This is a genomic window from Arthrobacter sp. P4_F10 (assembly GCF_056401435.1).
On sequence record NZ_JBFUJJ010000012.1, the window covers coordinates 58,188 to 85,076 of the forward strand.

Annotated in this window: 22 protein-coding genes; 14 read left to right on the forward strand and 8 right to left on the reverse strand. The window is 66.9% G+C overall.

The features are described from left to right. Positions 1-42: 42 nt before the first annotated feature. Positions 43-1,866: an AMP-dependent synthetase/ligase gene (locus AC1DR1_RS13905; protein ID WP_229992555.1), complete on the reverse strand. Its 1,824-nt coding sequence runs from the start codon at positions 1,864-1,866 to the stop codon at positions 43-45. Positions 1,867-2,101: 235 nt separating this feature from the next. On the opposite strand from AC1DR1_RS13905, the gene AC1DR1_RS13910 reads away from it, so the two are divergent. Next, on the forward strand, positions 2,102-3,193 hold the full coding sequence (locus AC1DR1_RS13910) for an ROK family glucokinase (RefSeq protein WP_476992762.1): 1,092 nt from the start codon (positions 2,102-2,104) through the stop codon (positions 3,191-3,193). 64 nt (positions 3,194-3,257) lie between these two features. On the opposite strand, the gene AC1DR1_RS13915 is transcribed toward AC1DR1_RS13910, so the two are convergent. The 3 genes from AC1DR1_RS13915 to AC1DR1_RS13925 are packed head-to-tail and all read right to left on the reverse strand — an operon-like array spanning position 3,258 to position 5,600. Beyond that, positions 3,258-3,992 carry a hypothetical protein gene (locus AC1DR1_RS13915; RefSeq protein WP_229992557.1) on the reverse strand — a complete coding sequence of 245 codons (735 nt, stop codon included), beginning with the start codon at positions 3,990-3,992 and terminating at the stop codon, positions 3,258-3,260. Beyond that, the gene (locus AC1DR1_RS13920) at positions 3,985-4,788 is read right to left on the reverse strand and encodes an alpha/beta hydrolase (protein WP_229992558.1); all 804 of its coding nucleotides are present in this window, start codon (positions 4,786-4,788) and stop codon (positions 3,985-3,987) included. Before AC1DR1_RS13920 ends, AC1DR1_RS13915 begins: the two co-directional genes overlap by 8 nt. Further along, positions 4,785-5,600, reverse strand: a complete 816-nt coding sequence (locus AC1DR1_RS13925; RefSeq protein WP_229992559.1) for an alpha/beta hydrolase — start codon at positions 5,598-5,600, stop codon at positions 4,785-4,787. The genes AC1DR1_RS13920 and AC1DR1_RS13925 overlap by 4 nt, the downstream gene beginning before the upstream one ends. A 113-nt stretch (positions 5,601-5,713) precedes the next feature. On the opposite strand from AC1DR1_RS13925, the gene AC1DR1_RS13930 reads away from it, so the two are divergent. Together AC1DR1_RS13930 and AC1DR1_RS13935 are read left to right on the forward strand one after the other, a co-directional pair. Next, entirely contained in the window at positions 5,714-6,565 is an 852-nt protein-coding gene (locus AC1DR1_RS13930) for a lysophospholipid acyltransferase family protein (protein ID WP_229992560.1), read from the forward strand. An 88-nt stretch (positions 6,566-6,653) separates the two neighbouring features. After that, the gene (locus AC1DR1_RS13935; protein WP_229992561.1) at positions 6,654-8,045 is read left to right on the forward strand and encodes a class II 3-deoxy-7-phosphoheptulonate synthase; all 1,392 of its coding nucleotides are present in this window, start codon (positions 6,654-6,656) and stop codon (positions 8,043-8,045) included. A 130-nt stretch (positions 8,046-8,175) separates the two neighbouring features. Here AC1DR1_RS13935 and AC1DR1_RS13940 read toward each other — a convergent pair whose 3' ends face one another. Together AC1DR1_RS13940 and AC1DR1_RS13945 are read right to left on the reverse strand one after the other, a co-directional pair. Continuing rightward, positions 8,176-10,347 (reverse strand): Stk1 family PASTA domain-containing Ser/Thr kinase, encoded by a 2,172-nt coding sequence (locus AC1DR1_RS13940; protein ID WP_229992562.1) that lies wholly within the window; start codon positions 10,345-10,347, stop codon positions 8,176-8,178. A 103-nt stretch (positions 10,348-10,450) separates the two neighbouring features. After that, complete coding sequence (locus tag AC1DR1_RS13945) at positions 10,451-11,833, reverse strand: lytic transglycosylase (protein WP_476992763.1); 1,383 nt, start codon at positions 11,831-11,833, stop codon at positions 10,451-10,453. A 307-nt stretch (positions 11,834-12,140) separates the two neighbouring features. On the opposite strand from AC1DR1_RS13945, the gene AC1DR1_RS13950 reads away from it, so the two are divergent. Next, positions 12,141-12,494 (forward strand): Rv2175c family DNA-binding protein, encoded by a 354-nt coding sequence (locus tag AC1DR1_RS13950; protein WP_026538795.1) that lies wholly within the window; start codon positions 12,141-12,143, stop codon positions 12,492-12,494. Between the two features lie 118 nt (positions 12,495-12,612). Here AC1DR1_RS13950 and AC1DR1_RS13955 read toward each other — a convergent pair whose 3' ends face one another. Next, complete coding sequence (locus AC1DR1_RS13955; RefSeq protein WP_229992564.1) at positions 12,613-13,707, reverse strand: polyprenyl synthetase family protein; 1,095 nt, start codon at positions 13,705-13,707, stop codon at positions 12,613-12,615. Continuing rightward, positions 13,704-14,231, reverse strand: coding sequence for a hypothetical protein (locus AC1DR1_RS13960; protein ID WP_229992565.1), 528 nt, complete (start codon positions 14,229-14,231; stop codon positions 13,704-13,706). Before AC1DR1_RS13960 ends, AC1DR1_RS13955 begins: the two co-directional genes overlap by 4 nt. 223 nt (positions 14,232-14,454) lie before the next feature. Here AC1DR1_RS13960 and dinB point away from each other — a divergent pair, with 223 nt between their 5' ends. The 10 genes from dinB (at position 14,455) to murD (ending at position 26,889) form a co-directional block, all read left to right on the forward strand. Continuing rightward, complete coding sequence (dinB, locus tag AC1DR1_RS13965; RefSeq protein WP_414645461.1) at positions 14,455-15,603, forward strand: DNA polymerase IV; 1,149 nt, start codon at positions 14,455-14,457, stop codon at positions 15,601-15,603. A gap of 317 nt (positions 15,604-15,920) precedes the next feature. After that, on the forward strand, positions 15,921-16,292 hold the full coding sequence (locus tag AC1DR1_RS13970) for a DUF3040 domain-containing protein (protein ID WP_229992566.1): 372 nt from the start codon (positions 15,921-15,923) through the stop codon (positions 16,290-16,292). A gap of 425 nt (positions 16,293-16,717) precedes the next feature. Next, positions 16,718-17,146 carry a division/cell wall cluster transcriptional repressor MraZ gene (gene mraZ / locus AC1DR1_RS13975; protein ID WP_090956633.1) on the forward strand — a complete coding sequence of 143 codons (429 nt, stop codon included), beginning with the start codon at positions 16,718-16,720 and terminating at the stop codon, positions 17,144-17,146. A 185-nt stretch (positions 17,147-17,331) separates the two neighbouring features. Continuing rightward, positions 17,332-18,330: a 16S rRNA (cytosine(1402)-N(4))-methyltransferase RsmH gene (gene rsmH / locus AC1DR1_RS13980; RefSeq protein WP_229992567.1), complete on the forward strand. Its 999-nt coding sequence runs from the start codon at positions 17,332-17,334 to the stop codon at positions 18,328-18,330. After that, positions 18,327-18,989 carry a cell division protein FtsL gene (ftsL, locus tag AC1DR1_RS13985; RefSeq protein WP_229992568.1) on the forward strand — a complete coding sequence of 221 codons (663 nt, stop codon included), beginning with the start codon at positions 18,327-18,329 and terminating at the stop codon, positions 18,987-18,989. The genes rsmH and ftsL overlap by 4 nt, the downstream gene beginning before the upstream one ends. A 41-nt stretch (positions 18,990-19,030) precedes the next feature. Next, complete coding sequence (locus AC1DR1_RS13990; protein ID WP_229992569.1) at positions 19,031-20,833, forward strand: peptidoglycan D,D-transpeptidase FtsI family protein; 1,803 nt, start codon at positions 19,031-19,033, stop codon at positions 20,831-20,833. Positions 20,834-20,966: 133 nt separating this feature from the next. After that, positions 20,967-22,628: a UDP-N-acetylmuramoyl-L-alanyl-D-glutamate--2,6-diaminopimelate ligase gene (locus AC1DR1_RS13995; RefSeq protein ID WP_229992570.1), complete on the forward strand. Its 1,662-nt coding sequence runs from the start codon at positions 20,967-20,969 to the stop codon at positions 22,626-22,628. A gap of 6 nt (positions 22,629-22,634) precedes the next feature. Beyond that, positions 22,635-24,200: a UDP-N-acetylmuramoyl-tripeptide--D-alanyl-D-alanine ligase gene (locus AC1DR1_RS14000; protein WP_229992571.1), complete on the forward strand. Its 1,566-nt coding sequence runs from the start codon at positions 22,635-22,637 to the stop codon at positions 24,198-24,200. Next, a complete protein-coding gene (gene mraY, locus AC1DR1_RS14005) occupies positions 24,197-25,306 on the forward strand; it encodes a phospho-N-acetylmuramoyl-pentapeptide-transferase (RefSeq protein WP_229992572.1) in 1,110 nt (369 codons plus the stop codon). The genes AC1DR1_RS14000 and mraY overlap by 4 nt, the downstream gene beginning before the upstream one ends. Then, on the forward strand, positions 25,288-26,889 hold the full coding sequence (gene murD, locus AC1DR1_RS14010; protein WP_229992573.1) for a UDP-N-acetylmuramoyl-L-alanine--D-glutamate ligase: 1,602 nt from the start codon (positions 25,288-25,290) through the stop codon (positions 26,887-26,889). The genes mraY and murD overlap by 19 nt, the downstream gene beginning before the upstream one ends.

Consider the following 26,889-nt stretch of genomic DNA (forward strand, 5'->3'; position numbering starts at 1 on the left):
GAAGCTGGAAGGGCCCTTTGCTGTGGTGCGGGCGTCCGTTGCCTACGCGAGGGTGGGACGTTTGGCGCTGTACATCTCCTCGATCACGTTCTCGAAGTCCTTGAGCACCTGCGCCCGCTTGACCTTCATGGAAGGGGTCAGATGGCCGGAGGCCTCGGTGAAGTCGGCCGGCACGATCCGGAAGGACTTGATCGCCTCAGCCTGGGACACAGACTGGTTGGCGTGGTTGATGAGCTCCTGGACGGCGGCCTTGACCGTCGGGTGCCCGGCAGCCTCGGCAAGCGAGGTCGAGGCCGGGAGTCCGTGGCGGCCCAGCCAGCCGGGAAGGGCCTCTTCGTCCAGGGTCACAAGGGCGCCGATGAACGGGCGGTTGTCGCCCACCACGAGCACCTGCGAGACAAGCGCGTCCGCCCGGATCTGGTCTTCCAGCAGGGCAGGAACCACGTTCTTGCCGCCCGCCGTGACGATGATTTCCTTTTTGCGCCCCGTGATGGTCAGGAACCCCGCCTCGTCCAGCTGGCCGATGTCTCCCGTGCGGAACCAGCCGTCCTCGTCGAAGGTCGCGGCGGACAGGTCATCGCGCTTGTAGTAGCCGCGCATGACGCACACGCCCTTGGTGAGGATCTCGCCGTCGTCCGCGATCCTGACGGAGTTGCCGGGAATCGGGGCGCCAACGGTGCCGATCTTGATCAGGTCCGGGGTGTTGACCGTGACCGGCGCCGTGGTTTCGGTCAGCCCGTACCCTTCCAGGATCTGCATGCCGATGCCTTGGAAGAAGTGGCCCAGCCGTTCGCCGAGCGGGCCGCCGCCGGAAACGGCATGGGCGACGTGCCCGCCCATGGCGGCCCGAAGCTTGCTGTACACGAGCTTGTCGAACAAGGCGTGCTTGAGCCTCAGCACGAGCCCCACCTTGCCGGCCTGCCGGGCCCGGGAGAATTCGATGGCGGTGTCCGCAGCGCGGTGGAAGATGGCGCCCTTGCCGCCGTCCTCGGCCTTGGTCAGGGCGGAGTTGTAGACCTTTTCGAAGACGCGCGGGACGGCGAGGATGAAGGTCGGTTTGTAGCTCTGCAGATCCGGCAGCAGGTTCTTGATATCCGGTGTGTGCGCCACCGTGACGCCGGCTGCGACGGCCAGCACGGAGATGAAGCGTGCGAAGACGTGGGCCATGGGCAGGAACATGATGGTCCTGGCCTGCTCGTGCACGATCTTGCCCAGCGACGTGACCAGGGCGTTCTCGGACAGTTCCACGAAATTGCCGTGGGTCAGCTCGCAGCCCTTGGGCCGGCCGGTGGTTCCTGAGGTGTAGATGATCGTGGCGATATCGTTCAGGGACGCTTGGCCGCGCCGCGCTTCGAGCTCGGCGTCGCTGATGCCGGCTCCAGCCGCACGGACCTCCTCCAGGCTGTCGCCCTCGAGCTGCCAGACATGACGCAGGGCCGTGAGCCCTTCGGAGGTGGCGGCCTGACGGATGATGTCCTCGTGATGCGCGGATTCGCCGAACGCGGCTACCGCGCCGGAATCGCCAAGGTTCCACGCCACCTGGGAGGGGGAGGAGGTCTCATAGATCGGGACCGAAACGGCGCCGGCGAACCAGATGGCGAAGTCGATCAGGGCCCATTCATACCGCGTGCGGGACATGATGCCCACGCGGTCGCCGGCCGCCACGCCGCTGGCCATGAGGCCCTTGGCCAGGGCCGACACGTCGGCCAGGAAATCCGTGGCGCGGACGTCCTGCCACTGGCCCGCCGCGTCGAGCCGCGAGAAAAGCGCAGGGTTGGAGGCCTTGGCCGCCTGGCGCACTACGAGATCGGTGACGTTGGTGTCCGGATCGACATTCACCAGTGGCGGGACAATGATTTCTCGCACGACAGCTCCTTAGGTATCCATAGGCCCGCAAGGGGTACCGCTAAGCCTAGTATGCGGTTCCCCCAAGGTGTGTTCTGCGACACCTACTGGCCGGTAACTTTACGGGCGGGCCCGACTTTCCGCCAGTCTGGATGCTGCGGACACCGGCGCGGCGTAATGCTCCGCGTCGTGCTGGCGCGTCGTGCTGCGGGGGCGTTCGCGGCTGCGGCGGTCCCGGCGAATAGAATGGGGCACCATGCAGACACCAACACCTGGCCGGCAGCCCGGCCTGCGCGGCCGGACCGCCGCCTGGCGGAGCAGGACCGTGGCCGGAGCGGCGGCCGCCACGGCCGGGCACGACATCCGCTCACACCTGCGGCTGGGCCGCAAGGGCCTGGCGATCGGCGTCGACATCGGGGGAACCAAGGTTGCTGCCGGGGTGGTCGATGCCGAGGGCCGGATCCTCAGCCAGGCTAAACGCTCCACTCCGGGCAATGACCCGCGCGCCGTGGAGCAGGTCATTGTCGAGCTGGTCGAGGAACTGGGCGCCGGGCACCGGATCTGGTCGGTCGGCATCGGCGCCGCCGGCTGGATGGACCTCGACGGCGGTACCGTTCTCTTCAGCCCGCACCTGGCCTGGCGCAATGAACCGCTGCGCGAGAACCTGCAGCGGCTGCYGCGCCGCCCCGTCCTGTTGACCAACGACGCCGACGCTGCCGCCTGGGCGGAATGGCGCTTCGGCGCCGGACAGGGACAGAACCGCCTGGTCTGCATCACCCTGGGCACCGGGATCGGCGGCGCCATGGTGATGGACGGACGGCTGGAACGCGGCCGCTTCGGCGTGGCGGGGGAGTTCGGCCACCAGATCATCATGCCGGGCGGGCACCGCTGCGAGTGCGGCAACCGCGGCTGCTGGGAACAGTACGCCTCAGGCAATGCGCTCGGCCGCGAGGCCAGGGAACTGGCCGCTGCTAATTCTCCGGTTGCCCAGGAGCTGCTCAAGGCTGTGGACGGAGACGTGGGACGGATCACGGGCGTGATTGTGACCGAGCTGGCCAAGGCCGGGGACCAGACCTCCTGCGAACTCCTCGAGGACGTCGGGGAATGGCTGGGCCTTGGCCTGGCGAACCTCGCAGCGGCCCTGGACCCCGGAAAGTTCGTGATCGGCGGCGGACTGTGCGATGCCGGCGAGCTGCTGGTCGCGCCGGCCCGGAAGGCCTTCGCCCGGAACCTAACCGGCCGCGGTTTCCGCCCGGCGGCGGAGATCGAACTGGCTGCCCTCGGACCCAACGCCGGACTGATCGGCGCGGCCGACCTCTCCCGGGTCAGCAGCCGGATGCACACGTAGCAGCGCGATGTAGCCAGCCCTGAGATACAGGCGGAGTAGCTGGTGGCCTAAATGAGCGGGTGGGCTAGATGCGCGCCCCGTCGTCGTGCTCGTCTTTCTCGCCGGGCAGCTTCATGATCAGGAAGACCACTGCGGCCGCGAACGCGGCCACCATGCCAAGGATGGCCACCAGCGGCGCCGACCGCCAGAACATTGCCGAGAGCACGAGCGCAATCGGGCCGCCCACCGCGCCAATCCAGGCAAGGACAGTCATCGGATCTGCCCCGGCCAGGCTGGGCGGCTCCTCCGGGACGAACGCGCCGTCGTCGTCGTCGGGCTCGTAGTCGCGGGGGCCGGGCGCAGTATCCGGTATCTCGTTGGTGCCCGCAGCCGGCTGCCCCGGGGCCGGGGCGAGGCGCTCCTTGGCGGAGAGCTCGATCGGTGCGGCGCCGGAGAGGCCCAACGGGTCAAAATCCCGGAACGTCCGACCCGGAGGGGAACCAGCGCCGGAACCAGCGCCGGAGCCAGCGCCGGAGCCGGCCCCGCCGCCGGCAGCGCTTTCGGTTCCGTCGGCCGGCCCGCCGGTTGCCTCGTCCCCGGCTGCCCCGACCCCTTCAAGCCTGGCGACGAGATCCAGCCAGACGGCGTCGTCGTCGGCCAACTGTGCGTCCGAGGCGGGGGAGTCCTGGGACTCATCGGCCTGGGACTCAGGGGGCTGGGGCTCCTGGTGCGCGGTGGCGTCCGGGCCGGAGTGCCGGGCATCGGCGGGGTCCGGGTCCGGAGTCTCGGGATCCGGGAGGTCGGGGTCTGGTTTAGTCATTGGCCGTGTCCTTCCGGCTGGCGCGGGCCGCGCCCGGACTGGCTGCGGAGGCAACGGACCGGACAAATTCGGCTGTGCCATGGAAGATCTCGGGCGCGTCGTTGTCCATAGTAGCCACGTGGTAGCTGTTTTCCAGACGGACCACCTCGAGCGGGGCGTTGGTCAACCCGCGGCGCAGGGCCACCATGCTGGATTCGGACACCACATGATCCACTGCTGAACGGTACACCCGGACAGGAGCCGTGATGCGGGGCAGCAGGCGCACGGTGTCCTTGAACATCTTGTTGAGCTCGTGCGCCGCGGCCACCGGCGTGCGCGGGTAGGCACCCTCATCCATGTCCGGCTTGAGGATGTCATTGGCGATCGCAGGGGTGCTCTTGAGGACGAACTTCAGGACGCCGGCCAGCGGGGCACGGGGATCATCGATGACCAGGCCGGGGTTGACCACCACAACCCCCGCCACGGGACGGGTGGCCGCAATCCGCAACGCCAGGGCACCGCCCATTGACAACCCCGCCACGACCACGATGTCGCATTCTTCCGCTAGCTCCAGGTAGGCCGCGTCCAGGGCCGCATGCCAGTCCTGCCAGCGGGTCTTGGCCAGCTCCTGCCAGCTCGTTCCGTGCCCCGGCAGCAGGGGCAGCCGGACGGCGAACCCGGCACCGGCCAGCGACGACGCCCAGTCCCGCACACCGTGCGGGCTGCCGGTGAAGCCGTGGGACACCACGACGCCGGTCCGGGGGCCGGTTCCCGTGAACGGGCTGCTGAACGGCGAGTGGTCCGGAAGGATGCTCATGTGGTCTCCGAGGGGGCGGTGGGCGGCATGGTGGACCGTGTGTGGGTGGCGTGGGCGTGCTGAAGGAAGAAGCGGACTGATTCTTCAAAGAGTAGCGGCGCATCGGCGTCCAGGGTGGCAACGTGCCCGCTGTGCGGCAGCGGGATCACGGTGAGTTCCCGGGATCCGAGCCTCCTGCGCAGCAGCGCCAGGGACGACGGCGGGACCACGGCGTCGGTGGCCGACTTAAAGACCAGGGCAGGAGCCTGCACTGCCGGCAGGTCCCGCAGGGTCGCGGAGAACAGCCGGCGCAGCTGGTGGACGGCGGCCAACGGCGTCAGCGAGTAGTCGCCGTCGTCGGTGGCGGCCGCCGTGGAATTCTCCTCCTGAAGCGGCATGGTGGTGCGCTGGAAGTATTTGAGCAGTCCCACGATCCTGACCCTGCGGTCATAGAAGCTCAGGCCGGGGTTGACTGCGGCCACGCCGGCCACGCTGTGGCGGGCCGCGGTGCGCAGCGCTATGGTGCCGCCCATGGACAGCCCCGCGACGTAGCAGTCGTTGGTCCGGGCGGCCAGGTCCAGGTACGCCGTTTCAAAGCTCGTGTACCAGTCCTGCCAGCGCTGCCGGGCGAGATCCCGCCAGTGGGTGCCATGCCCGGGCAGCAGTGGCACCGATACCGCGAAGCCCTGGGCGGCGAGGTGGTGGGCCCACGGCAGGACGCTGTGCGGGCTGCCCGTGAAGCCGTGGCAGATGGCCACGCCGGTCCGGGCGTTGGGGCCGTGGCCGGGGTAGCTGAAAGCGGCGGGCGCCGGGGGAGTGCTGCTTTCAGTCATGAGCCCATCGTGTCACCCTTGGCGGCAAAACTCACTAGAGTAAGGTGTCCATTGAAGTCCTGGCCGGACCCGATTTGGGCGGCCGGCCAGACGCCTTCCGGAGAGGTCACCGAGTGTTTTATTGGTTCATGAAGACGTTTGTCCTGGGACCGGTGCTGAAGCTGCTGTTCCGGCCCTGGGTCAAGGGCCTGGACAACGTCCCGGCCGAGGGCGCCGCGATCCTGGCCTCGAACCACCTCTCCTTCTCGGATTCCATCTTCATGCCGGTCATGGTGCCGCGGCCCGTCGCATTCCTGGCAAAATCCGAATACTTCACCGGCACCGGGATCAAGGGCAGGCTGACCGCCGCCTTCTTCCGGCTCACCAACCAGCTCCCCATGGACAGGTCCGGGGGAGCCGCGTCCGCGCAGTCCCTGAACGCTGGCATGGACGTACTCAGGAACGGCTCGCTCCTGGGCATCTATCCCGAGGGGACACGCAGCCCCGACGCGCGCCTCTACCGCGGCAAGGTGGGCGTTGCCCGCCTGGCGCTGCAGGCCCGTGTACCGGTCATTCCCGTGGCGATGATCGGAACGGACAAAGTCCAGCCGATCGGCAAGCGCGTCCCCAATATCCGTCGCATCGGCATGATCTTTGGCGAACCGCTCGACTTCAGCCGCTACTACGGGATGGAGGATGACCGGCTGGTCCAGCGTTCGGTGACTGACGAGATCATGTATGAACTCATGCGGCTGTCCGGTCAGGAATACGTGGACGAGTACGCCGCCGTCGTGAAGCTCCGCCTGGCGGGCAAAGCGCAGGAAGCAGCGCCGGACAAGGCCTCCGCGGGCCCCGATGCGGCGCAGGAAGCGCCCGCCGACAAAGCCGCCGACAAAACATCAGAAAAAACGCCAGACAACGCTCACAACCCCGGTGCGCCGACGGCGGCCACGGAAGACGGCCCCGAGGTTCCCGGGACTGCCTAACTGGCGCCACGGGTGCCATGTGACGGCAACGGAGCAGTCAATGACAGGCAGGGCCGCCGAACCTCGTTGGGGCAACTATCCTTAGAGGGTGACCGAGCTATCTGAGAAACCAGTTTCCCCGCTGACCAGCACCGCCCAGAGCGGAGCCGCCAACTATCCCGGACTGGACAACTGGCGGGAACTCCCGGCCTCGCAGCAGCCCACGTGGTCCGACCCGGCTGTGTTTGAGGCGTCCGTCAAGGAACTTTCCGTCCTCCCGCCCCTCGTGTTCGCCGGCGAAGTGGACATCCTTCGTGAACGGCTCGCCGCTGCCGCGCAGGGCAAGGCATTCCTGCTCCAAGGCGGCGACTGCGCCGAGACCTTCGAAGCGGCGACGGCGGACAAGATCAGCGCACGCGTCCGGACCATCCTCCAGATGGCCGTCGTCCTCACCTACGGTGCGGCCATGCCCGTCATCAAGATGGGCCGCATGGCTGGCCAGTTCGCCAAGCCCCGCTCCTCCAACGACGAAACGCGCGAGGGCGTCACCCTGCCGGCCTACCGCGGCGACATCGTTAACGGCTACGACTTCACACCCGCTTCCCGCGCCCACGACGCCGGCCGGATGCTGAAGGCTTACCACACCTCCGCCTCGACGCTGAACCTGATCCGTGCCTTCACCCAGGGTGGCTTCGCGGACCTGCGCCTGGTGCACCAGTGGAACAAGGGCTTCACCGAAAACCCGGCGCACGCCCGCTACGAGTCCCTGGCCCGGGACATCGACCGCGCCATCAAGTTCATGTCCTCCTGCGGCGCCGACTTCGAGGCACTCAAGCGCGTGGAATTCTACGCCAGCCACGAGGCGCTGCTGCTGGACTATGAGCGCGCCCTGACCCGCATCGATTCGCGCACGGGGCTGCCCTACGACACCTCGGCGCACTTCCTGTGGATCGGGGAGCGCACCCGCGAGCTGGACCATGCACACGTTGACTTCCTCTCCCGCGTCCGTAACCCGATCGGCGTGAAGCTCGGCCCGTCAACGAGCGGCGACGACGCCCTGCGCCTGATAGACAAACTGGATCCGGACCGGGAGCCCGGCCGGCTTACCTTCATCACCCGCATGGGCGCCAGCAACATTCGCGAGAAGCTGCCGGCGATCGTCGAACGCGTCACCGCCTCCGGGGCTCAGGTCCTGTGGGTCACCGACCCCATGCATGGCAACACGGTCACCTCGCCCAACGGCTACAAGACCCGCAATTTCGACGACGTCATCGACGAAGTGCGCGGATTCTTCGAAGTCCACCACGCGCTCGGCACCGTCCCCGGCGGCCTGCACGTGGAGATGACCGGCGACGACGTCGCCGAATGCCTCGGCGGAGCCGACCCGATCGACCAGGAAGCCTTCCTGGACCGCTACGAGTCGGTCTGCGATCCGCGCCTGAACCACATGCAGTCGCTCGAAATGGCGTTCCTTGTGGCCGGAGCCCTCGCCAAGCGCTGACCCGCGGCACTAATCGACAACAGAATTCGCTGAAAAACGCAGACAATAACGCTGCTAAAAAAGCTCCGCCCGGCTGATGCAGCCGGGCGGAGCTTTTATGTGGAGCAGGTCTGCCTTGAGCCGCGTGCGGTCAGACCACGGTCAGGGTGACAAGCGAGCCTTCGGGGACGGCCGTGTTCACGGGATCCTGGGCGCGGACTGTTCCGAAGAATCCTCCCAGGATCTCATCGATCTGGACCTCGAAGCCGAGCTTTTCGAGGGCCTCCTTGGCTTCCGAGGCCTGTTTCCCGATGAAGCTGGGTACCTCGACGAGCTTCGGACCCTTCGAGATCGTCAGGGTGACCGATCCGCCCTTGGTCAGGTTGCCGGAGGCCGGGTCTTGCGCCACGACGGAACCCTTGGGCACCTTCCGGTCATTGACTGTCTCCGGGGAGACCACGGCCTTCAGCCCGGCGGCTTCGAGCGCGCTCACGGCGGCACGCTGCTCCTGGCCGCGGACATCCGGGACCGGAATGGGCTGCGGGCCCTTCGAGACGGTGAGGCCCACGGGCGTCCCGTGCCGCACCGGATTGCCGCTGCGAGGCGCCTGGGCAAGCACCGTGCCGGCAGGCGCCGATTCATCGAACGTCTCGGTAATCGGACCCAGGGCCATTTCGGCGGCGTTGAGGGTGGTCTTGGCCTCGTCCAGGGTCTTGCCGGTCAGTTCCGGCAGCGGGAACAGTTCCGGGCCCTTGGAAACGGCAAGGGACACGGGCTGGAACTTGCGGATGACCTCGCCGGCGTTTGGTTCCGAGCCGACCACCAGCCCCGGCGAGACGTCGTCGTCGAAGACATCCTTGACGGTGGATTGGAACCCGGCGGTGCGGAGCAGGTCCTGGGCCTCGGCAACGGTCTTGTTCGCCACCGGGGGGATCGTTCCGGGCGAGCCCGGTCCCATCCCGAAGAACCAGCCGGCGACGGCGGCGAGCAGCGCCGCGACGACGAGCAGGACGATCCACAGCAGCCCGCGGCGTCGCGGGTTCCCCTCGTGCAGGGTCTTGGTGGGCGTGGCCGCGGCGCGCTGGCGCGCCTTCTCCTCGTCCCGGTCCAGCTTGCGCTGGGCGCGCTTGCTGGGGGCAACCGCAACTGCCGCCGGGTCGTCGTAGCCGGCGGCGCCGTCGTAGGCCGCCTCGTCCGGAGTGGACAACGGACCGTAGGACGGACGCCGCGGGGCACCGGACATCACGGTGGTCGGGTTGCCGCTGGCGCGGGAGATCATCTCGGTGGGCCGGGCAAGGCTGCCGTATACCTCAGTGTGTAATTCCGTGGGCGCCTCGGTGGGCGGCTTCACGTAGGTTGTGTCCTGAGTGTCGTGCGCGTCCGGCGCCGGGCCGGCACTGCCGGGCCGCCGGTTCGGCGGGGCGGCCACGGCCGGCAGCGGGCTGAGGATAGCCGCCGGCGGTACGAGGTCGAGCTCGGCGTCGCTGAGGTTGGTCCTGATGTGCCGGAGCTCGGACAACAGTGCGCTCCCGTCGACGGGGCGTTTGTCCGGGTCCCGGTCCGTGCACCACTGGACGAGTTCGTCGATCTCCGCAGCCAGTCCGGGAACCTCCAACGAGGGAGCTCCCACGGTGGAATTGACGTGCTGGTAGGCGACCTGGATGGGCACGTCGCCGTCGAACGGCTGCCGGCCCGTAATCATCTCGTAGAGCATGATCCCTACGGAATAGATGTCACTGCGCGCGTCTGCCTGTTTACCCAGGACGAGTTCGGGGGAGAGGTAGGCGACAGTCCCGATCAGGGCGCCGGTGCTCGTGGACGTCGAGATGGCGCGTGCCAGGCCGAAGTCGCCGAGCTTGATCCGCCCGTCGTCGGCGATCAGGACGTTTTCCGGTTTGATGTCCCGGTGGATCATTCCGGCGGCGTGCGCGGCGCCGAGCCCTTCGACGACCGGATCGATCAGCGCCAGGGCCAGCCGGGGAGACAGGGCGCCCTTGTCGTTGAGGACGTCCCGCAGCGTGTGGCCCTTGATGAACTCCATGACCAGGTAGGCGAGCCGGCCGTCTTCACCCTGGTCCAGGACGCCCACCACGTGGGGATGGGAAAGCCGGGCGGCGGCCTTGGCTTCGCGGCCCAGCCGGTCAAGGAACTGCGGGTCGTCGGCCAGATGGGGATGGAGCACCTTCAGCGCGACGTCGCGCTCGAGGCGCTGGTCTGTGGCGAGGTACACGGTGGACATCCCGCCGCGGGCAAGCCTGGATTGAACCTGGTAGCGGTTGTCCACCAGGTTCCCTACGAGAGCGTCCGACACGTATTCTTGCACCTTACAATCGTAGTCGCTGGACAGAAACGGGCCCGAATCAACATGCGATCCGGGCCCGTAGCGTCACGCTCCGTTGTCAGGGAGCCTGTGCTGGTGTCTGTGCTTAACCGAACAGGCTCCGGTTGGCCTTGATGGCCGCGACGTATCCCTTGGTGTCCTCGAACATGCCATTCTGGCTCACCGAGTACTGGCCCTGGTAGTAGCCGGCGATCGCAGTGTCCAAGTCAGGGCTCGTGCGGACCAGCTGGCGGATGATCGCTACGCCTGCCGTGGCGTTGTCGTACGGGTCCAGGAGGTTCAGCTTGCGGCCCACGAGATCGGAGGCCCACTGGCCGGAGGACGGGATGACCTGCATGGTGCCGATCGCGTTGGCCGGTGACACGGCACGCTGGTCAAAGCCGGATTCCTGGAAGGCAAAGGCCAGGGCGAGGCTGGCATCCACGCCCATGCGCCGTGCCGTGTCCGCCACGATCGACTTCATCTGCTGATGGCTGGGCACGGGAGAGGCGTTGAGCAGCGCCTTGTTCTGGTTGGCCGAGCTGACCACGGCGGCCGGGTAGCTGAACCCGAGGAACGTGCTGGGCACGAGGGGCGTGGTGGCAGCAGGCTTGCTCGAAGCCGGCGCGATCGTCGACGCACCGGGGATGACGAGCTTCTGGCCCGGGTAGATGATGCTCGACATCGTCAGCCGGTTGGCCGAGAGGACATCCGAGAGCCTGACGCCGTTGCGGGCCGAGATGCCGGAAAGGGTATCGCCGGCTTTGATGGTGTAAGAGCCCGAGCTGGCCGGCGCGGGTGCCGACGACGCGGGCTTTGTCGCGGCCGGAGCGGACGGAGCCTGGGTACTGGAACCGCCGCCGACCTTGACCTTCTGGCCGGGGTAGATCACTGAGCTCATGCCAAGCCCGTTCCACTTGAAGAGCTCGGAAAGCCCAACGCCGTGGCGTGCGGCGATGGCGCTCAGGGTGTCGCCTGCCTTCACGACGTAGACGCGGCCAGAGCCGGAGGTAACAGAGGCGGAACTGGCCGGGGCGGCGGGCTTGGTTGCCGGGGCCGGCGTCGAGCCCGTGAGCTTGATCTTCTGCCCCGGGTAGATGATGGTGTTCGCCTGCAGATTGTTCAGCTTCAGCACGGCGAAGGTGTCCAGGCCGTAGCGGCCGGCAACGGCACTGATGGTGTCGCCGCGGGCGATCGTGTAGACGGCGGGAGCCGCGGACTGCGCGGGCCGCATGGCGCTTGGCAGCGTTGCCGGCACGGAGGCGGAGGGGATCAGTGCCGCCTTGAGGGACGTCGTTGCGTCCGCCTGCGCCTGGGCTCGCATGGCAGCCGCGAGGGTTGCGGGGACCGAGCGTACACGCGATTCGGCTGCGGCCGGCTGGGCGATCGCCAGGGAGGAAAGCACGACGGCGGGAAGCGCCGCCGTCGTGGCCGCGATCAGCGGCAGGCTGCGCCCCGGACGGAGCTGTGGCGAACGTGAGGTCGTCATTGGAAAGATCCTCTTCTCAGCGGCAACGCTGCGGTCAGGCCGGTGGAACTGGTGTTACCAGTGTGACAAAAGTTATTTCTGTTACAAATGTGATCTATGTGAATGTCTCATGAATTGGCAATTAGCACAAGAACTGTTTGGCATTCCACAAACCACTCTCCGGCGGAGTGTCGGGCAATTGGTGTCCCGGCGGGGTCCCGGGTGAACCCGGGCGGCATTGCCGCCGGTGGGATGGGCTATGGCCGCTGCCGTCATTTCTGCGCCTGCCGACTAGGCGGCGGGGCACCCGTCGTGGCAATCTTTATGCGTGAGTAATGTAGAAAGCCTCGTGGGCGAATGGCTGCCCCTGCCCGATGTCGCACAGCTTCTGAACGTATCTATTACCAAGGTCCATGCACTTTTGGACGAGCGTGCGCTGGCGGCTGTGAGAATCGGCGACCGGCGCATCCGGTCCGTGCCTGCAGCTTTCATCCAGGACGGGCACGCAGTGGAGAGCCTGAAAGGCACCATTGTTGTCCTCTCGGACGCCGGGTACTCCGATGAGGAACTGATCAACTGGCTCTTTACCCCGGACGAGTCCCTCCGCGGCCGGCCGATCGATGCCCTCCGGGAAGGGCGCAAGACCGAAATCCGACGCAGGGCGCAGTCACTGGCCTGGTAGGAGCCCGCTGGCAGCATCAAGGAGCCGGCAGCATCCCCAAGACGTGCCATGACGGGCCGTGTACAGCGCAAGCCGCTGTGCACGGCCCGCTGCGTTTTGGTCCGGTGTTTCGTTCTGATTAGGCGGCGCGGCTGACCGTGGCCTCTGCCAGCCTGCGGAGCGCGGTCTTGGGCAGCTCCTGAAGCGGCAGGAGGTCCAGGGCGGCGAAGGCCGCCTTGCCGAATTCCTCGATGAGTACCTCGGTGGCCTGGAGCGCACCGCAGTCCACGATGATCCGCCGGATCTCCTCGATGTCCGCGTCGCTGAGATCGGGGCTGCCCAGTTTGGCGTCGATGAACTCTGATTCGGCCGCCGAGGCCTGGTCCAGGGCGAAAGCCACCAAGACCGTGCGCTTGCCCTCACGGAGATCGTCCCCGGCAGGTTTGCCCGTGGTGACGGGGTCGCCGAAGACGCCAAGGACATCGTCCCGCAGCTGGAACGCCTCGCCGAGCGGCAGGGCGAAGGCGGAATAGCCGCGCAGCAGCTCGTCGCCGGCGCCGGCCAGGGCGCCGCCGAGAGCGAGCGGGTGTTCGGTGGAGTACTTGGCCGACTTGAACCGGATGATGGACTGGGCCCGGCTGACTGCCCCGGCGCGGTCCCGCCTGGGCCCGGCGACCTCTTCGAGGATGTCCAGGTACTGCCCGGCCATCACTTCGGCACGCATCAGGTTGAAGATCAGCCGTGCCGGGCTGCCCGAGGCGGCGCGGTGGCCGATTTCCGTGAAGGATTCCTCGCTGAAGGACAGGCAGAGATCCCCGGTCAGGATCGCTGCCGCGTGGCCGAACCGCTCACTGTCCAGCGCCCAGCCCTGGGCCTCGTGCAGTTCAATGAAGCGGCGGTGGACGCTGGGGCCGCCCCGGCGGGTATCCGAGCGGTCAATGATGTCGTCGTGGATCAAGGCCGCAGCCTGGAACAGCTCCAGGGCTGAGCCGGCTGTGACCACCTCGGTGGCGCCTGCCTCCCCGCCCGCGCCACGCCACCCCCAGTAGCACATGAGTGCCCGCAGGCGCTTTCCGCCCGTGACCAGGTTTGAGATCGAGCCCATGAGCGGATCGATGTCCTGGGAGATCGAGGACATGACGGCCTGGCGGCTGGTCAGGAACTCCGTCAGCTGGCCGGCGACGGCGGCCACGTAATCCGCCTGCTCTAGCCTTAGCTGTTCAGCGAGACTCACTTGACGGACTCGGCAGCGACGTTCGCGCCAATCGTGAACGTGGACACGCCTGCTTTCTGCATGACGGAGATGTTCACAGTTTCGTTGTCCCCGCGCAGGAAGTCCTTCGAGGGCAGGGCGCCCACGGTTTCACCGGGTACGGCCTTGAAGCCCTGTGCCTCCAGCGTCTTGGTGTGGAAGGCCAGGACATCTGCGGCAGGGGCGGTGATGCTGCCGACCAGTGCCACGGTTGCCGGCACGGTGGTCTTATCGAAGCTGCTGGAGACCAACTTGGCCCCGGGCATGAGCGGCAGGAGCTTCTGCGGGAAGCCGGGAACCAGCGCGCCAACCGTCGCCGACGTGCCGGGCTGCGCCGAAGGGCTGGGGGGAGCCGTGGTGGAGGACTGCGCAGATGCGGCCGGGTTCGACGCCGACGACGCCGCCGGGCTCGCGGAGCCGGCGGGCGTGCATGCGGCCAAGGCCAATAACGCGCCCGCCGCCGCGATGGCTGCTGCGGCACGTTTGCGCTGTCCAAATACCTTCACAGGGACTTTCCTCCTGGTGTTGAAGCGGAATCAGCCTCCAGTTTAGTCAGTCCCCGGGCATAGGATTGAAGACGTGGGGCCGGACGCAGACAATCAGCAGAGAGTGCAGTCAAATGTGCACCCTCGGGGGCTGCCGAATGCGCAGCCCCACAGCCAGCTTCCCGGCCGCCTGAGCGGGGATTCCCTGCTGGAACTGAGGCGCAGCAGCATCATGCATGTGGACATGGACGCGTTCTTTGTTTCCGTGGAGCTGCGCAGCCGTCCCGAGTTGAAGGGAAGGCCCGTGATTGTGGGCTATCCGGCGGACCGCTCCGTGGTGCTGTCCGCGTCCTACGAGGCCCGGGCGTTCGGCGTCAGATCAGCGATGCCTATGGTGGTGGCGGCACGCATGTGCCCCTCGGCTGTCATTATCGAGCCCCGCCACAAGCTCTACTACGAAGTCTCCGGCCAGATCATGGAAATCTTTGGCTCCATCACCGATCTCGTCGAGCCGCTCAGCGTGGACGAGGCGTTCCTGGACGTCGGGGGAGCCATCCGGCGGCTCGGTCCGCCCCGTGAGATTGGCGAACTGATCCGGGCCCGCGTCTTCCGGGAATTGGGAATCACGGCGTCGGTGGGCATTGCCGCCAGCAAGTTTGTGGCCAAGATCGCTTCCACCCGGTGCAAGCCGGACGGGCTGCTGCTGATCAGGCCCGAGGAAACCGTCCCGTACCTGCACAGCCTTCCCGTCAGTGCGCTGTGGGGCGTCGGCGGCAAGACAGTGGAAGTGCTTGCCCGCAGGGGGATCCGGACGGTGGCAGACGTCGCCGCCTCGCCGCTGCCCTCGCTGCGGAAGCTGCTGGGCGCGTCGGGGGAGCATGTCTACCGGCTCTCCTGGGGCATCGATCCGCGGCCCGTGACGCCGGTCCGGCTGGAAAAGAGCATTGGAGCCGAAGAGACGTTCGCCACTGACACTGCGGATGACGCCCTGCTGCACCGTGAGCTGCTGCGGCTTTCGCACCGGACCGCGGAGCGCCTCCGGGGCGCCGGCATGCACGCCCGCACCGTGGCGCTCAAGCTGCGCTACGCGGACTTTTCCACCATCACCCGCAGCCGCACCGTCAGCACACCGATCGACAGCGCCCAACTTCTTTACGCCGTGGCAGTGCAGCTCCTGGAATCGGTAGGTGAGAGGCCCATGACAGTCCGGCTCGTGGGCATTCGGGCCGAACAGCTGGAAGAGGCTGCCCACGCCCCGCTCCAGCTCAGCCTGGACCGCCGGGACGACAACTGGCGGGCCGCCGAACAAGCCCTCGATGCTGTCACCCGGAAATTCGGCAATAAGTCGGTTCTACCGGCACGGCTCCTGGATCCCGGGGGCCCCCTCGAGTGAGCCCGGCGCAGGGACCGGCGCAGGAATATGGCGGCCCCGCCCCGACAAGGGCTCCAGCGAGGGGTTTCGGACACGGGACAGGGCCTTAAGACTGTCTTTCAGAACAGGCCGCAACAATCTATCCTTATTAATACCTAGGTTTAGGACTACTGGATCGACCGTTCGGGCGACCCGGCCAGCTAAGACCGGCACGGGACTGCTGAATTGCCCCTTTCACCAAGGGCGGTGAATGGGAACCTCTTCGGAATCCCGGGCGTTAGGCGATTAGGGCACTGGATACGTCACGCCCGGACGTTGGCAGACTTGAGGAGGTCGTGATGCCGCTCTCGGAACACGAACAGAAGTTGCTGGAGCAACTTGAGAAGCAGCTGAATGAGGACGACCCAAAGTTTGCAAGCTCGATGGGATCGGTCCCCGGACGCTCTTGGTCCACACGCCACCTCGTCATGGGCGTGCTCGCGACTCTCGCGGGCGTGCTTCTGTTATTGGTCGGCGTGTCCACGCAAATTATCATCGTCGGGGTTGTGGGCTTTGTAGTGATGGGCGCCGGCGTCTATTTCGCCACGATGCGCAGTTCGGCTGTGGGCAGGTCCCGGGCAGCCGGCGGCCGCAAGCAGGGCAAACCCAGGAACTCGTTCATGAGCAACCTTGAACAGCGCTGGGACGAACGGCACGGGGGCGAGTCCTGAACCAATCCGTGACGGCCCCTTAGGCCCTCCACTTTCCGCCACCGGCTCTCCGGGGGACGGCGCGAGACCCGCTTCGGCGGGTCTTTCGCCATTTAAAGCAGAAATTTTGCTCCGGTTCTTGCCCGGGTTCGCCGCGATCGGGCCATAAAAGGGGCGGCGCCGTCGAATTGATTCACCCTGGCGCCGGTCCGAACCGTGAATCGGCCAGGGCGAGTGAGGCAAGCAGGAAAAATCACTCCACTTTCCCCCACCAATCCTGTTTCCCTGCAAATGCTGGGACGAAAGGGGATAAACATCCGCAAATTTGTCTAAACATCCCGGGCGTGTCGTTGACTGTGGAGCGATGTGGAGTAATGTGGAGGGCGTAAGAGGGTAGTTGCAACTCAGGGGACGTTGGACTTTCTAGAACAGACGGGCGGTGGGCCGTGTTTCTCGGCACACATTCGCCGCGTCTGGACGAAAAAGGTCGAATTATCCTCCCCGCGAAGTTCCGCGAGGAACTTGCCAGCGGGCTGGTTCTCACAAGGGGCCAGGAGCGTTGCATCTACGTTTTCAGTGAGGCGGAATTCGGCCGGGTTCACGAGCAGATGCGGGAGGCTCCAATTTCCTCCAAGCAGGCACGTGACTACATCCGTGTTTTCCTCTCTGGAGCCTCGGACGAGGTACCTGACAAGCAGGGGCGCGTGACGATTCCGCCGGCGCTCCGGGAATACGCAGGTCTTGGCCGGGAACTCGCCGTCATTGGCGCAGGTTCCCGCGCGGAGATCTGGGACGCCCAGGCTTGGAGTGAGTACCTGGCCGAAAAGGAAACCGCCTTCTCGGAAACAGACGACGCTATTCCGGGGATTCTCTGAACCCCCACTCATCCACAAGCACACAACGTTCCTTGATCGAGATCTCCAGCCGCCCATCCGGTTGTTGTCCTGGCTCACTTCCCCGGAGCCAGGCCGGCACCGGGTAGGCGCGGATGGGGATCTGGACCAAGGAACGTTGCGTAAGGGCCGCAACCAGCAAACTCCCGCAACGAAAGGACGACGGCATGACTGATCCCGACCAGGCGAAGCCAACGTCCGAACGCCATGTACCGGTCCTCAAGGACCGGTGCATCAATTTGTTGGCCCCTGGCTTCGAGGCTGCCCGGAGCCGCGGCGAGACCCCCGTGGTGATCGACGCGACGCTCGGCATGGGCGGCCACTCCGAGGCCCTCCTGCAGCGCTTTCCCGACCTCCACCTGATCGGCATCGACCGGGACGAGGAAGCCCTGGCGCTGGCGGGGGCGCGTCTGGCGCCCTTCGCGAACCGGACCGACCTCGTTCACGCCGTCTACGACGAAATCCCGGACGTCCTCGCGGACCTGGGCTTCACCGAAGTCCACGGTGTGCTGATGGACCTTGGCGTCTCGTCCCTCCAGCTGGACGAGCGGGAGCGCGGTTTCGCCTACTCCTTTGATGCGCCCCTGGATATGCGGATGGACACCAGCCGCGGCCAGACTGCCGCCGACGTCGTCAACAATTACAGCGAAGAAGAACTCGTCCGGATCATCCGAAAATGGGGCGAGGAGAAGTTCGCCGGCCGCATCGCGAACAGGATCGTGGCCGCGCGTGCCGAAAAGCCCTTCACCACCACCGGCGAACTGGTCGAACAGATCCGGTCCGTGGTGCCCGCCGGTGCCGCCAAGTCCGGCGGCCACCCCGCGAAGCGCACTTTCCAGGCACTCCGGATCGAGGTCAACGAGGAACTGGACGTCCTGGAGCGTGCCATTCCGGCAGCCATCGCGGCCATCGCCCTCGGTGGCCGCGTGGTGGTCATGTCCTACCACTCCCTGGAAGACAAGATCGTCAAGGGCTTCTTCCAGGCCGGGTCGAAGTCCTCGGCCCCGCTCGGCTTCCCGGTCGAGCTCGAAGAGCACAAAGCCGAACTCAAAACCCTGACGAAGGGCACCGAGGTACCTACCGCCGCTGAAATCGCCGAAAACCCCCGTGCAGCCTCCGCCCGGCTGCGCGCCGTCGAACGCATCAAAGCCAGGAGAGCCGCATGAGCACCGCCGCCGTCAACAGCTACCCCGTTGCCCAGGGCGCCACTGCCCGTGCCCTGCCCGGCCTCCGCCCCGGCACTGATCAGACCCGGAAGGCGCGCACTCCGCTTTCTGTGGTCCGCTCCGTGCCCCGCAAGCGCCGCGCACCATTCGTGGTCCTCTGCTTCGGTCTCCTGGCGATTGCCCTCATGGCCGTACTGGTCCTGAACATCTCCGTTTCCTCCGCCCAGTACCAGTTGGTCCAGCTCCGCAGTGAACAGAGCACCCTGACCAAGCAGAACCAGGACCTCACCCAGCAAGTGCAGAACTTCGACGCCCCGCAGAACCTCGCGGCCAAGGCCGCGGAACTGGGCATGGTGGCATCCCTGGCCAAGGGCCAGATCGATCTCTCCACCCTCAGTGTCACCGGCAAGGCCAAACCGGCCGTCAAGGGCGATGCCCCGGGCGCCGTCATCGCCGCACCGGCCGTCGCAGGACAGCTCAACGTCGTTCCGCCTGTCACGGAAAATGAACCGCTGGCCCAGCGCAAGGCGGCGGACACCGTGCCGGCGCCGGCGGCTGCAAAGCCCGCTCCCGCGGCGGCACCTGCAAAGCCCGCTCCCGCGGCGGAGCTCCACGGTGGATCGGTTCCCGCCCCGGCGCAGAAGACCCCCGGGCAGTAACGCTCACTGACCACCAGCAAGGCAAGCAGCAAGGACTCACCGTGGCGAAGAACTCCGGCAAGGCAAGCAAGGCGAAAGCCCCAAACGCCACCCGGCGGCTCCGCTGGGGACTCGGCATCATGCTGGCGCTCCTGCTGGTGGTCGGCGGCAAGCTGTTCATGGTCCAGGGCCTGGACATTGGGGGCATGGCGGAGGCGGCCCTCAATAACCGGCTCACGCCCATAGAGCTGCCCGCGGAGCGCGGCAGTATCCTCGATTCCTCCGGCACGGTCCTGGCCAGCAGCGTCATCCGCTATAACGTCGTGGTGGACCAGACCGTCAACACCAAGACCGACTCGTTCCGCCGGCTCGAAACCATCAAGGGCAAGGACGAACTCGTCAAGGTCACCCGTGACCAGGGCATCTCCGAACTGGCCGGCGTGCTCGGCATGGACCGCGACGCGCTGCGCGATGCCCTGACCGGAACCCAGCGCTACTACATCGTGGCCAAGGACTTGAAACCGGACGTCGAGGACCGGGTGTCCAAGCTGCAGATTCCGGGCATTGTCACCGAAGGCACCAGCAAACGGGTCTACCCCAACGGCTCCGTGGCCGGCGGAATTGTGGGGTTCCTCAAGGACGGCACCACCGGGCAGGCAGGACTCGAACAGACCCAGGACGAGATCCTCAAAGGGACACCCGGCAAGCGCCTGTTCGAAATCGGCGCCGACGGACTGCGCATCCCCGTGGGCGTGGACGAGCTGACGCCGGCGATTAACGGCAAGGACATCAAGCTCACGCTGAATTCGGACCTGCAGTATTTTTCCCAGCAGGCGATTCAAAGCCAAAAAGACAAGCTCGGCGCCGAGTGGGGTGTGATTGTGGTCTCCGACGCCAAGACCGGCAACATCATCGCCATGGCCGATACCGACTCCCCGGATCCCAACGACCCCGGCAAGGTCGCGGCCGAGGACCGCGGCGTCCGGGCCGTCACCGCCTCCTACGAGCCCGGCTCGGTGGAGAAGATGATCACGGCCGCCGCCGCGATCGAAGAAGGCAAGTCCAGCCCGCTGGACACCTTCACCATTCCGCCCACCTACACCGTGGACGGGCAGACCTTCAGCGACGCGTTCGAACACGGCACCGAGCGCCGGACGCTGGCCGGAATTGTCGGCTACTCCATGAACACCGGCACGGTCATGGTGGGCCAGCGCCTGAGCAAGGACCAGCGCCATGACTGGTTGCGGAAGTTCGGGATCGGCGACGCCCCCGACATTGGACTCCCGGCCGAATCCAAGGGCATCCTGACCCCGGCTGACCAGTGGGATGGCCGCCAGCAGTACACCGTCCTCTTCGGCCAGGGCGTCGCCCAATCCACCCTCCAGACCGTCCGGGCCTACCAGAGCATCGCCAACGACGGAGTGATGCTCCAGCCGCGGCTGATCGACAGCTACATCAACCCGGACGGAACCGAGGAAAAAGTCCCGGCCAAGGCCCCGCAGCAGATCGTTTCCAAGGAGACCGCCAAGCAGGTCCGCGACATCCTGGAGAGCGCGGTGACCGAGGGCGAGATCAAGGAGGCCGCGATCGACGGGTACCGCGTGGGCGCCAAGACAGGCACGTCCGAGTCCCCGTGCGACGACGGCAAATCCGGCTTCTGCGGCTTCACGGCCTCCATGGTGGGAATGGCGCCCATGGACAATCCGCGGTTTATTGTTGAGGTGGTCCTGCAACGGCCCAAGGGAAGCATCTACGGAATCACCAACGGACCGGTGTTCCGATCGGTGATGAGCCAGACGCTGCGCACGTTCAACGTCCAGCCCTCCACCGGCGAACCTGCCCGGCTGCCGCAGTACGCCAAGTAGCGCCCGTTCCACCTGGCACCCGGAAGTTACCAGCCGGCGCCACTGCCCAGTGCCTGCCCGCCGGAGCCTATCTCCGTGCGCAGGTCCCGATTCATTCAGTGCCCGATCCACTAGCACCACAACGGAGATCCACTTGTCAGAGCTCACCGCCCCCGATGCTTCCGCGCCGTCCGGCCATGACGCCACCCCGGGCTTTCGGCCCACTGCGGTTGCCGCAGTGCCGCTGTCAGCCATCGGTGCGGCGATCGGCGTCGCCGTTCCCGGGGCATCCAGCTCCGTCCCGGTCACCGGGATCTCCCTGAACTCCCGGTCGGTCCGCCCGGGAGACCTCTACGTGGCCCTGCCCGGCGCCGCACGGCACGGGGCCGACTTCGTGTCCCAGGCCGTCGACGCCGGCGCCGTGGCGGTCCTGACAGACGACGCCGGAGCGCGCCTGCTGGCACTGGCCAATGACATCCCCGTCCCGGTGCTGCTGTCCGCCGAGCCGCGCAGCGTGGTCGGCCGGCTGTCCGCACTCATTTACCAGAGCCGGCCCGACGGCGCCGGGGCGCCGGCCCTCTTCGGCGTGACGGGCACCAACGGCAAGACCACCACCACCTACTTCATCAATGCCCTCTTGCGGGCGCTGGGCAAACGGACCGGGCTGATCGGAACGATTGAGATCCTGGCCGGCGGCGAGCCGATCCCGAGCCTGCTGACCACCCCCGAATCCACGGATGTGCACGCCCTGCTGGCGCTCATGCGCGAACGCGGGCTCGATGCCGCCTCCATGGAAGTTTCCTCGCACGCCGTGTCCTTCCACCGCGTGGACGGCGTGGTGTTCGACGTCGCCGGGTTCACGAACCTCACCCAGGACCACCTGGACCTGCACGGGACCATGGAGGAATACTTCCAGACCAAAGCCCGGCTGTTCACGCCGGAACGCGCCCGCGCCGCGGTGGTGACAATCGACGACGCCTGGGGCCGGAAGCTCGCGGCCGCCGCCGAAATCCCGGTCACAACCCTCGCCGCGGCCGGGACCACCGGCAGCGGGCAGACTGACGCCGACTGGACCGCGGACTGGACTGTGGCCCGGACTGCTCCGCGGGGCCTTGGCTCCGACTTCGTACTCAGGCACCTGGACGGCGCCGAGCTGCGCGTCCACACTGGCCTGCCGGGAGGCTTCAACGTCGCCAACGCAGCACTGGCCACGGTCATGGTGCTCGCCGGCGGCCACGAGCCTGCCGCCGTGCAGGCCGCCCTCGACGCCGCAGACCCCTTCACCGTCGCCGTGCCCGGCCGGATGCAGCTCGTCTCCACGGCCCCGGCGGCCGTGGTGGATTTCGCGCACAACCCCGACGCCCTCGAACGTGCCCTCGAAGCCGTCCGGTCCCCGGAGCCCGGGTCCAAGGTGATCATCGTTTTCGGCGCCACCGGACAACGCGACCAGAGCAAGCGCCCCGCCATGGGGGCCATTGCGGCCCGGCTGGCGGACACCGTAATTGTCAGCGACGACGATCCCCACGACGAGGACGCGGCGGCCATCCGCGCGGACGTCCTTGCCGGGGCCTTGGCGGCCAAGGATGACGAAGGCCTGGACTGCACTGTCCTGGAGGTCTTCCCGCGCGACGCGGCCATCGTGAAGGCCGTAGAGCTCGCCGGAGCCGGGGACACCATCCTCGTGGCCGGGCGCGGGCACGAGGTGTGGCAGGAGGTCAAGGGAGTCAACCTGGCATTGGATGACCGGGTGGAGCTTCGGAACGCCTTGACAGCACGGGGATTCACCGTTCTCGAAGACCACCGGATAGAGTCCTAAACCGAGATGATTGCACTTACAGCGGCGGAAATCGCCGACATAACCAACGGCCGGCTCGCCGCGGAACCGGGAATTACTCCCGCATCCGTGGTGACCGACTCCCGCGAGGCCACGGCGGGTTCCCTCTATGTGGCCAAACCGGGGGAGAACGCCGACGGACACGACTTCGTGGGCGCCGCCTTTGACCGGGGCGCCGTCCTGGCACTCGTCGAGCGCGAAGTCGCCGACGCCGCCGGAACGAACTTTCCCGCCGTCGTCGTTGAGGACGCTGTCCTCGCCATGGGCGCACTGGCTGCTGAATCCGTCCGCCGGATCCGGGCCAGCCGCGCAGCTGCCGGCGCCGCGTTCACGGTGATCGGCATTACCGGTTCCGCCGGCAAGACCACCACGAAAGACCTGCTCGCCGGAATCTTCGCGGCAGCCGGCACTGAAGGCGCCACCGTTGCGCCGCAAGGGTCCTACAACGGCGAGATCGGCGTCCCGCTCACCGTCTTCAAGGCCGACTTCGACACCCGCTACCTCGTCATCGAGATGGGCGCCACGGGTATCGGCCACATCCAATACCTCGCGGACATGGTCCAGCCGGAGATCGGCGTCGTCCTCGGTGTCGGCTCCGCCCATGCCGGAGAATTCGGCGGTATCGACAACATCGCGGTGGCCAAGGGCGAACTCGTGGAGTCGCTCCCGGCCACGGGCACCGCCGTGCTGAACCTGGATGATTCCCGCGTCGCAGCGATGGCCGCCCGGACCCGGGCCCGCGTGCTCGGCTACACCTCCCGCGCGGCCGGCATAGGCCAAGACAACAGCGTCCAGACGGGCATGGCCCAAGCCGATGTGGTGAGGGCAGAGGGTGTGGAACTGAACGCCGACGGCCATCCAGAATTTGAGCTGTTCCTCCCCGGCGACTTGAGCCAGCAAGGACCGACCGAGTACCACGTTGCCGCCAAGCTGATCGGTGCCCATCACATGGCCAACCTCCTCGCGGCTGCGGCCGCGGCGCACGCGGCCGGCATTCCGGGCGCGCAGATCGCCGCCTCGCTCGGTACGCAGGCCGCCGCCAGCCGCTGGCGGATGGAGCGCACGGAGCGTCCCGACGGCGTGACAGTCATCAACGATGCCTACAATGCCAACCCGGAGTCCATGCGGGCGGCACTGCGGACGCTGGCCGAGCTGGGACGCGGCCGCCGCACCTGGGCGGTCCTGGGCGCCATGCTGGAACTCGGCCCGGATTCCATCCGCGAGCACATGGCAGTCGGCACCCAGGTGGTGCGGCTCAACATCTCCCGTCTCGTCGTGGTGGGCCGGGAAGCCCGGTCGCTGTATGTCTCCGCCATCAACGAGGGCTCCTGGGGCGACGAATGTGTTTTCGCCGAGACTGCGGACGAGGCCTACGAGCTCCTTCAAGCCGAGCTCCAGCCCGGCGACCTGGTCCTGTTCAAGTCATCGAACGGCATCGGGCTGCGCCACTTGGGGGATCGGATAGCATTACCCCCACATGCCACCAAGGACTCTCCCGAGCGATCTGCTGAGGGAACTGCCGCCACCGCCACCGAAGGGAGTGCACAGCTGTGATTGCACTGCTGATGGGCGCCGGAATGGCGCTGCTCCTCGCGTTTGTGGGCACCCCGCTGTTTATCCGGTTCCTGGTCCGCAAGGGCTACGGACAATTCATCCGGGACGACGGACCCACCTCCCACCACACCAAGCGCGGCACCCCGACAATGGGCGGCACCGTTGTGGTCGTGGCGGTCCTCGTCAGCTACGGGCTCACGCACCTGATCATGTGGATGATGAACCCGCACTCCCCGGGTCCAAGCGCCTCCGGGCTGCTCCTGCTGTTCCTCATGGTGGGTATGGGGCTGGTCGGCTTCCTGGATGACTTCATCAAGATTTCCAAGCAGCGCAGCCTGGGGCTGGATGCCAAAGCCAAGCTGATCCTCCAGGGTGCCGTGGGCATCATTTTCGCCGTGCTGGCGCTGAACTTCCCCAATGCCGCCGGCCTGACCCCGGCTTCCACCCAGATCTCACTGGTGCGGGATATTCCGTGGCTCAACCTGGCCTTCGCCGGAACCGTGCTCGGCGCCATACTCTTTGTGCTGTGGTCCAACCTGATCGTCACGGCCGCGACCAACGGCGTGAACCTCACCGACGGCCTCGACGGCCTGGCCGCCGGCGCTTCGGTCATGGTGTTCGGGGCGTACACGCTCATGGGCATCTGGCAAAGCAACCAGGCCTGCGGGTCCCCGCGCCAGGCCGGCGGCGGCTGCTACTCCGTCCGCGACCCCCTGGACCTGGCCCTGCTGGCCGCCATCCTGAGCGCGGCGATGGTCGGCTTCCTGTGGTGGAACACCTCGCCCGCGAAAATCTTCATGGGCGACACCGGCTCCCTGGCCATCGGCGGCGCCGTCGCAGCCTTCGCCATCCTGTCCCGCACCGAACTGCTGCTGGCCTTCATCGGCGGGCTCTTCGTCCTCATCACGCTCTCGGTCATCATCCAGGTGGGCTACTTCAAAATCACCAAGGGCAAACGGTTCTTCAAGATGGCACCGCTGCAGCACCACTTCGAGCTCAAAGGCTGGGCCGAAGTCACGGTGGTGGTCCGGTTCTGGATCCTGTGCGGGTTGTTTGTCGCCGCCGGCCTGGGCATCTTCTACGCTGAATGGGTGGTACTCCTGTGACCGGACCGATCCCCGCCCCGCTCACCACCTCACCCCGGCTGCAGGGCCTCACCACGTGGGACTCCGACTGGTCCGGCCTGCGCGTCGTGGTCACCGGCATCGGCGTCTCGGGCTTCGCCGCCGCCGATACCCTGATCGAACTCGGTGCCCGGGTGGTCGTGGTGGACGCCGCGACCAGCGCCAAAGCGCTGGCGCAGGCCGACACGCTCCGCATCGTCGGCGCCGTGGACGTCCTGCTGGGCGAAGAAGCCGTGGAGTCGGTTCCGAAGATCGACGGGCACAAGCCCGACCTCGTTGTCACGTCCCCGGGCTGGCGCCCGGACCAGGCCTTGCTCGCCGCTGCGGCGCGGGCGCACATTCCGGTGTGGGGCGACGTCGAACTCGCCTGGCGGCTCCGCGAACGCAAGGGCCGCAAGACCGCCGACTGGCTGACCATCACCGGCACCAACGGCAAGACCACCACGGTCGGCCTCACCGAGTCCATGCTCCAGGCCGCCGGGCTCAAGGCGATCGCCGTAGGCAACGTCGGGACCCCGATCCTGGACGCCCTGCGCGATCCCGTGGACTACGACGTCTTTGCAGTGGAACTCTCCAGTTTCCAGCTGCACTGGAGCCACTCGGTGTCCCCAGTGGCCAGCGTGTGCCTCAACGTCGCTGAAGACCACGTGGACTGGCACGGTTCGTACGCCTCCTACCTCGCCGACAAGGCCAAGGTTTACGCGAATACGCAGAAGGCCTGCATCTACAACGCCGAGCAGATCGAGACCGAACGCATGGTCGAGGACGCGGACGTGGTGGAAGGCTGCCGGGCCGTGGGCTTCACCACACTTACGCCGGCCATCAGCATGCTTGGGGTCGTGGAGGGGCTGCTGGTGGACCGCGCGTTCATCGCCGAACGCAAGGACAGCGCGGCCGAACTCGCCTCGATTGCTGACCTGGGGTCGGCGGCTCCGCGCCACATGGTGGCGAACGCTCTGGCAGCGGCCGCCCTGGTCCGGGCCTACGGCCTGGCGCCGTCGGCTGTCCGCCAGGGCCTGCTGGACTACCTTCCGGGAGACCACAGGATCCAGCCCGTGGCCCGCTATGAGGGTGTGCTCTGGGTCAATGATTCCAAGGCCACCAACCCGCACGCCGCCGCCGCTGCTTTATCCGCCTTCCAGAACGTGGTGTGGATCGCCGGTGGCTTGTCCAAGGGCGTGAATTACGACTCCTTGATCCAGGAACAGGGCAGCCGGCTCAAAGCCGTGGTCCTGATCGGCGCTGACTCCAGCGATCTGCAGGCCGCACTGAAGCGACACGCGCCGGATGTCCCCGTGATCCTGCCGGCCAAGGGCGAGACTGAAGACGTGCAGACTGCCGTAACGGCCAAAGCCGACGCAGGCCCTTCGCCGATTTTCGGTGAGACTGTGATGGCCCAGGCCGTTGCCTCGGCGGCGCAGCTGGCCGCCTCCGGGGACACTGTGCTGCTCGCGCCGGCGGCTGCTTCCATGGATCAGTTCTCTTCCTATGCTCACCGTGGCGATGCCTTCATCGAAGCTGTCCGCGAGCTCGTGGAAGGGCAGGCTCAGACCAGCGAGGAGTAA

Coding starts and splice junctions, on each gene's coding strand:
- AC1DR1_RS13915 (WP_229992557.1), bottom strand. CDS start 3,992: ATGACTAAACCAGACCCCGACCTCCCGGATCCCGAGACTCCGGACCCG.
- AC1DR1_RS13920 (WP_229992558.1), bottom strand. CDS start 4,788: ATGAGCATCCTTCCGGACCACTCGCCGTTCAGCAGCCCGTTCACGGGA.
- AC1DR1_RS13925 (WP_229992559.1), bottom strand. CDS start 5,600: ATGACTGAAAGCAGCACTCCCCCGGCGCCCGCCGCTTTCAGCTACCCC.
- AC1DR1_RS13945 (WP_476992763.1), bottom strand. CDS start 11,833: ATGACGACCTCACGTTCGCCACAGCTCCGTCCGGGGCGCAGCCTGCCG.
- dinB (WP_414645461.1), top strand. CDS start 14,455: ATGGACGCGTTCTTTGTTTCCGTGGAGCTGCGCAGCCGTCCCGAGTTG.
- AC1DR1_RS13970 (WP_229992566.1), top strand. CDS start 15,921: ATGCCGCTCTCGGAACACGAACAGAAGTTGCTGGAGCAACTTGAGAAG.
- rsmH (WP_229992567.1), top strand. CDS start 17,332: ATGACTGATCCCGACCAGGCGAAGCCAACGTCCGAACGCCATGTACCG.
- ftsL (WP_229992568.1), top strand. CDS start 18,327: ATGAGCACCGCCGCCGTCAACAGCTACCCCGTTGCCCAGGGCGCCACT.
- AC1DR1_RS14000 (WP_229992571.1), top strand. CDS start 22,635: ATGATTGCACTTACAGCGGCGGAAATCGCCGACATAACCAACGGCCGG.
- murD (WP_229992573.1), top strand. CDS start 25,288: ATGGGTGGTACTCCTGTGACCGGACCGATCCCCGCCCCGCTCACCACC.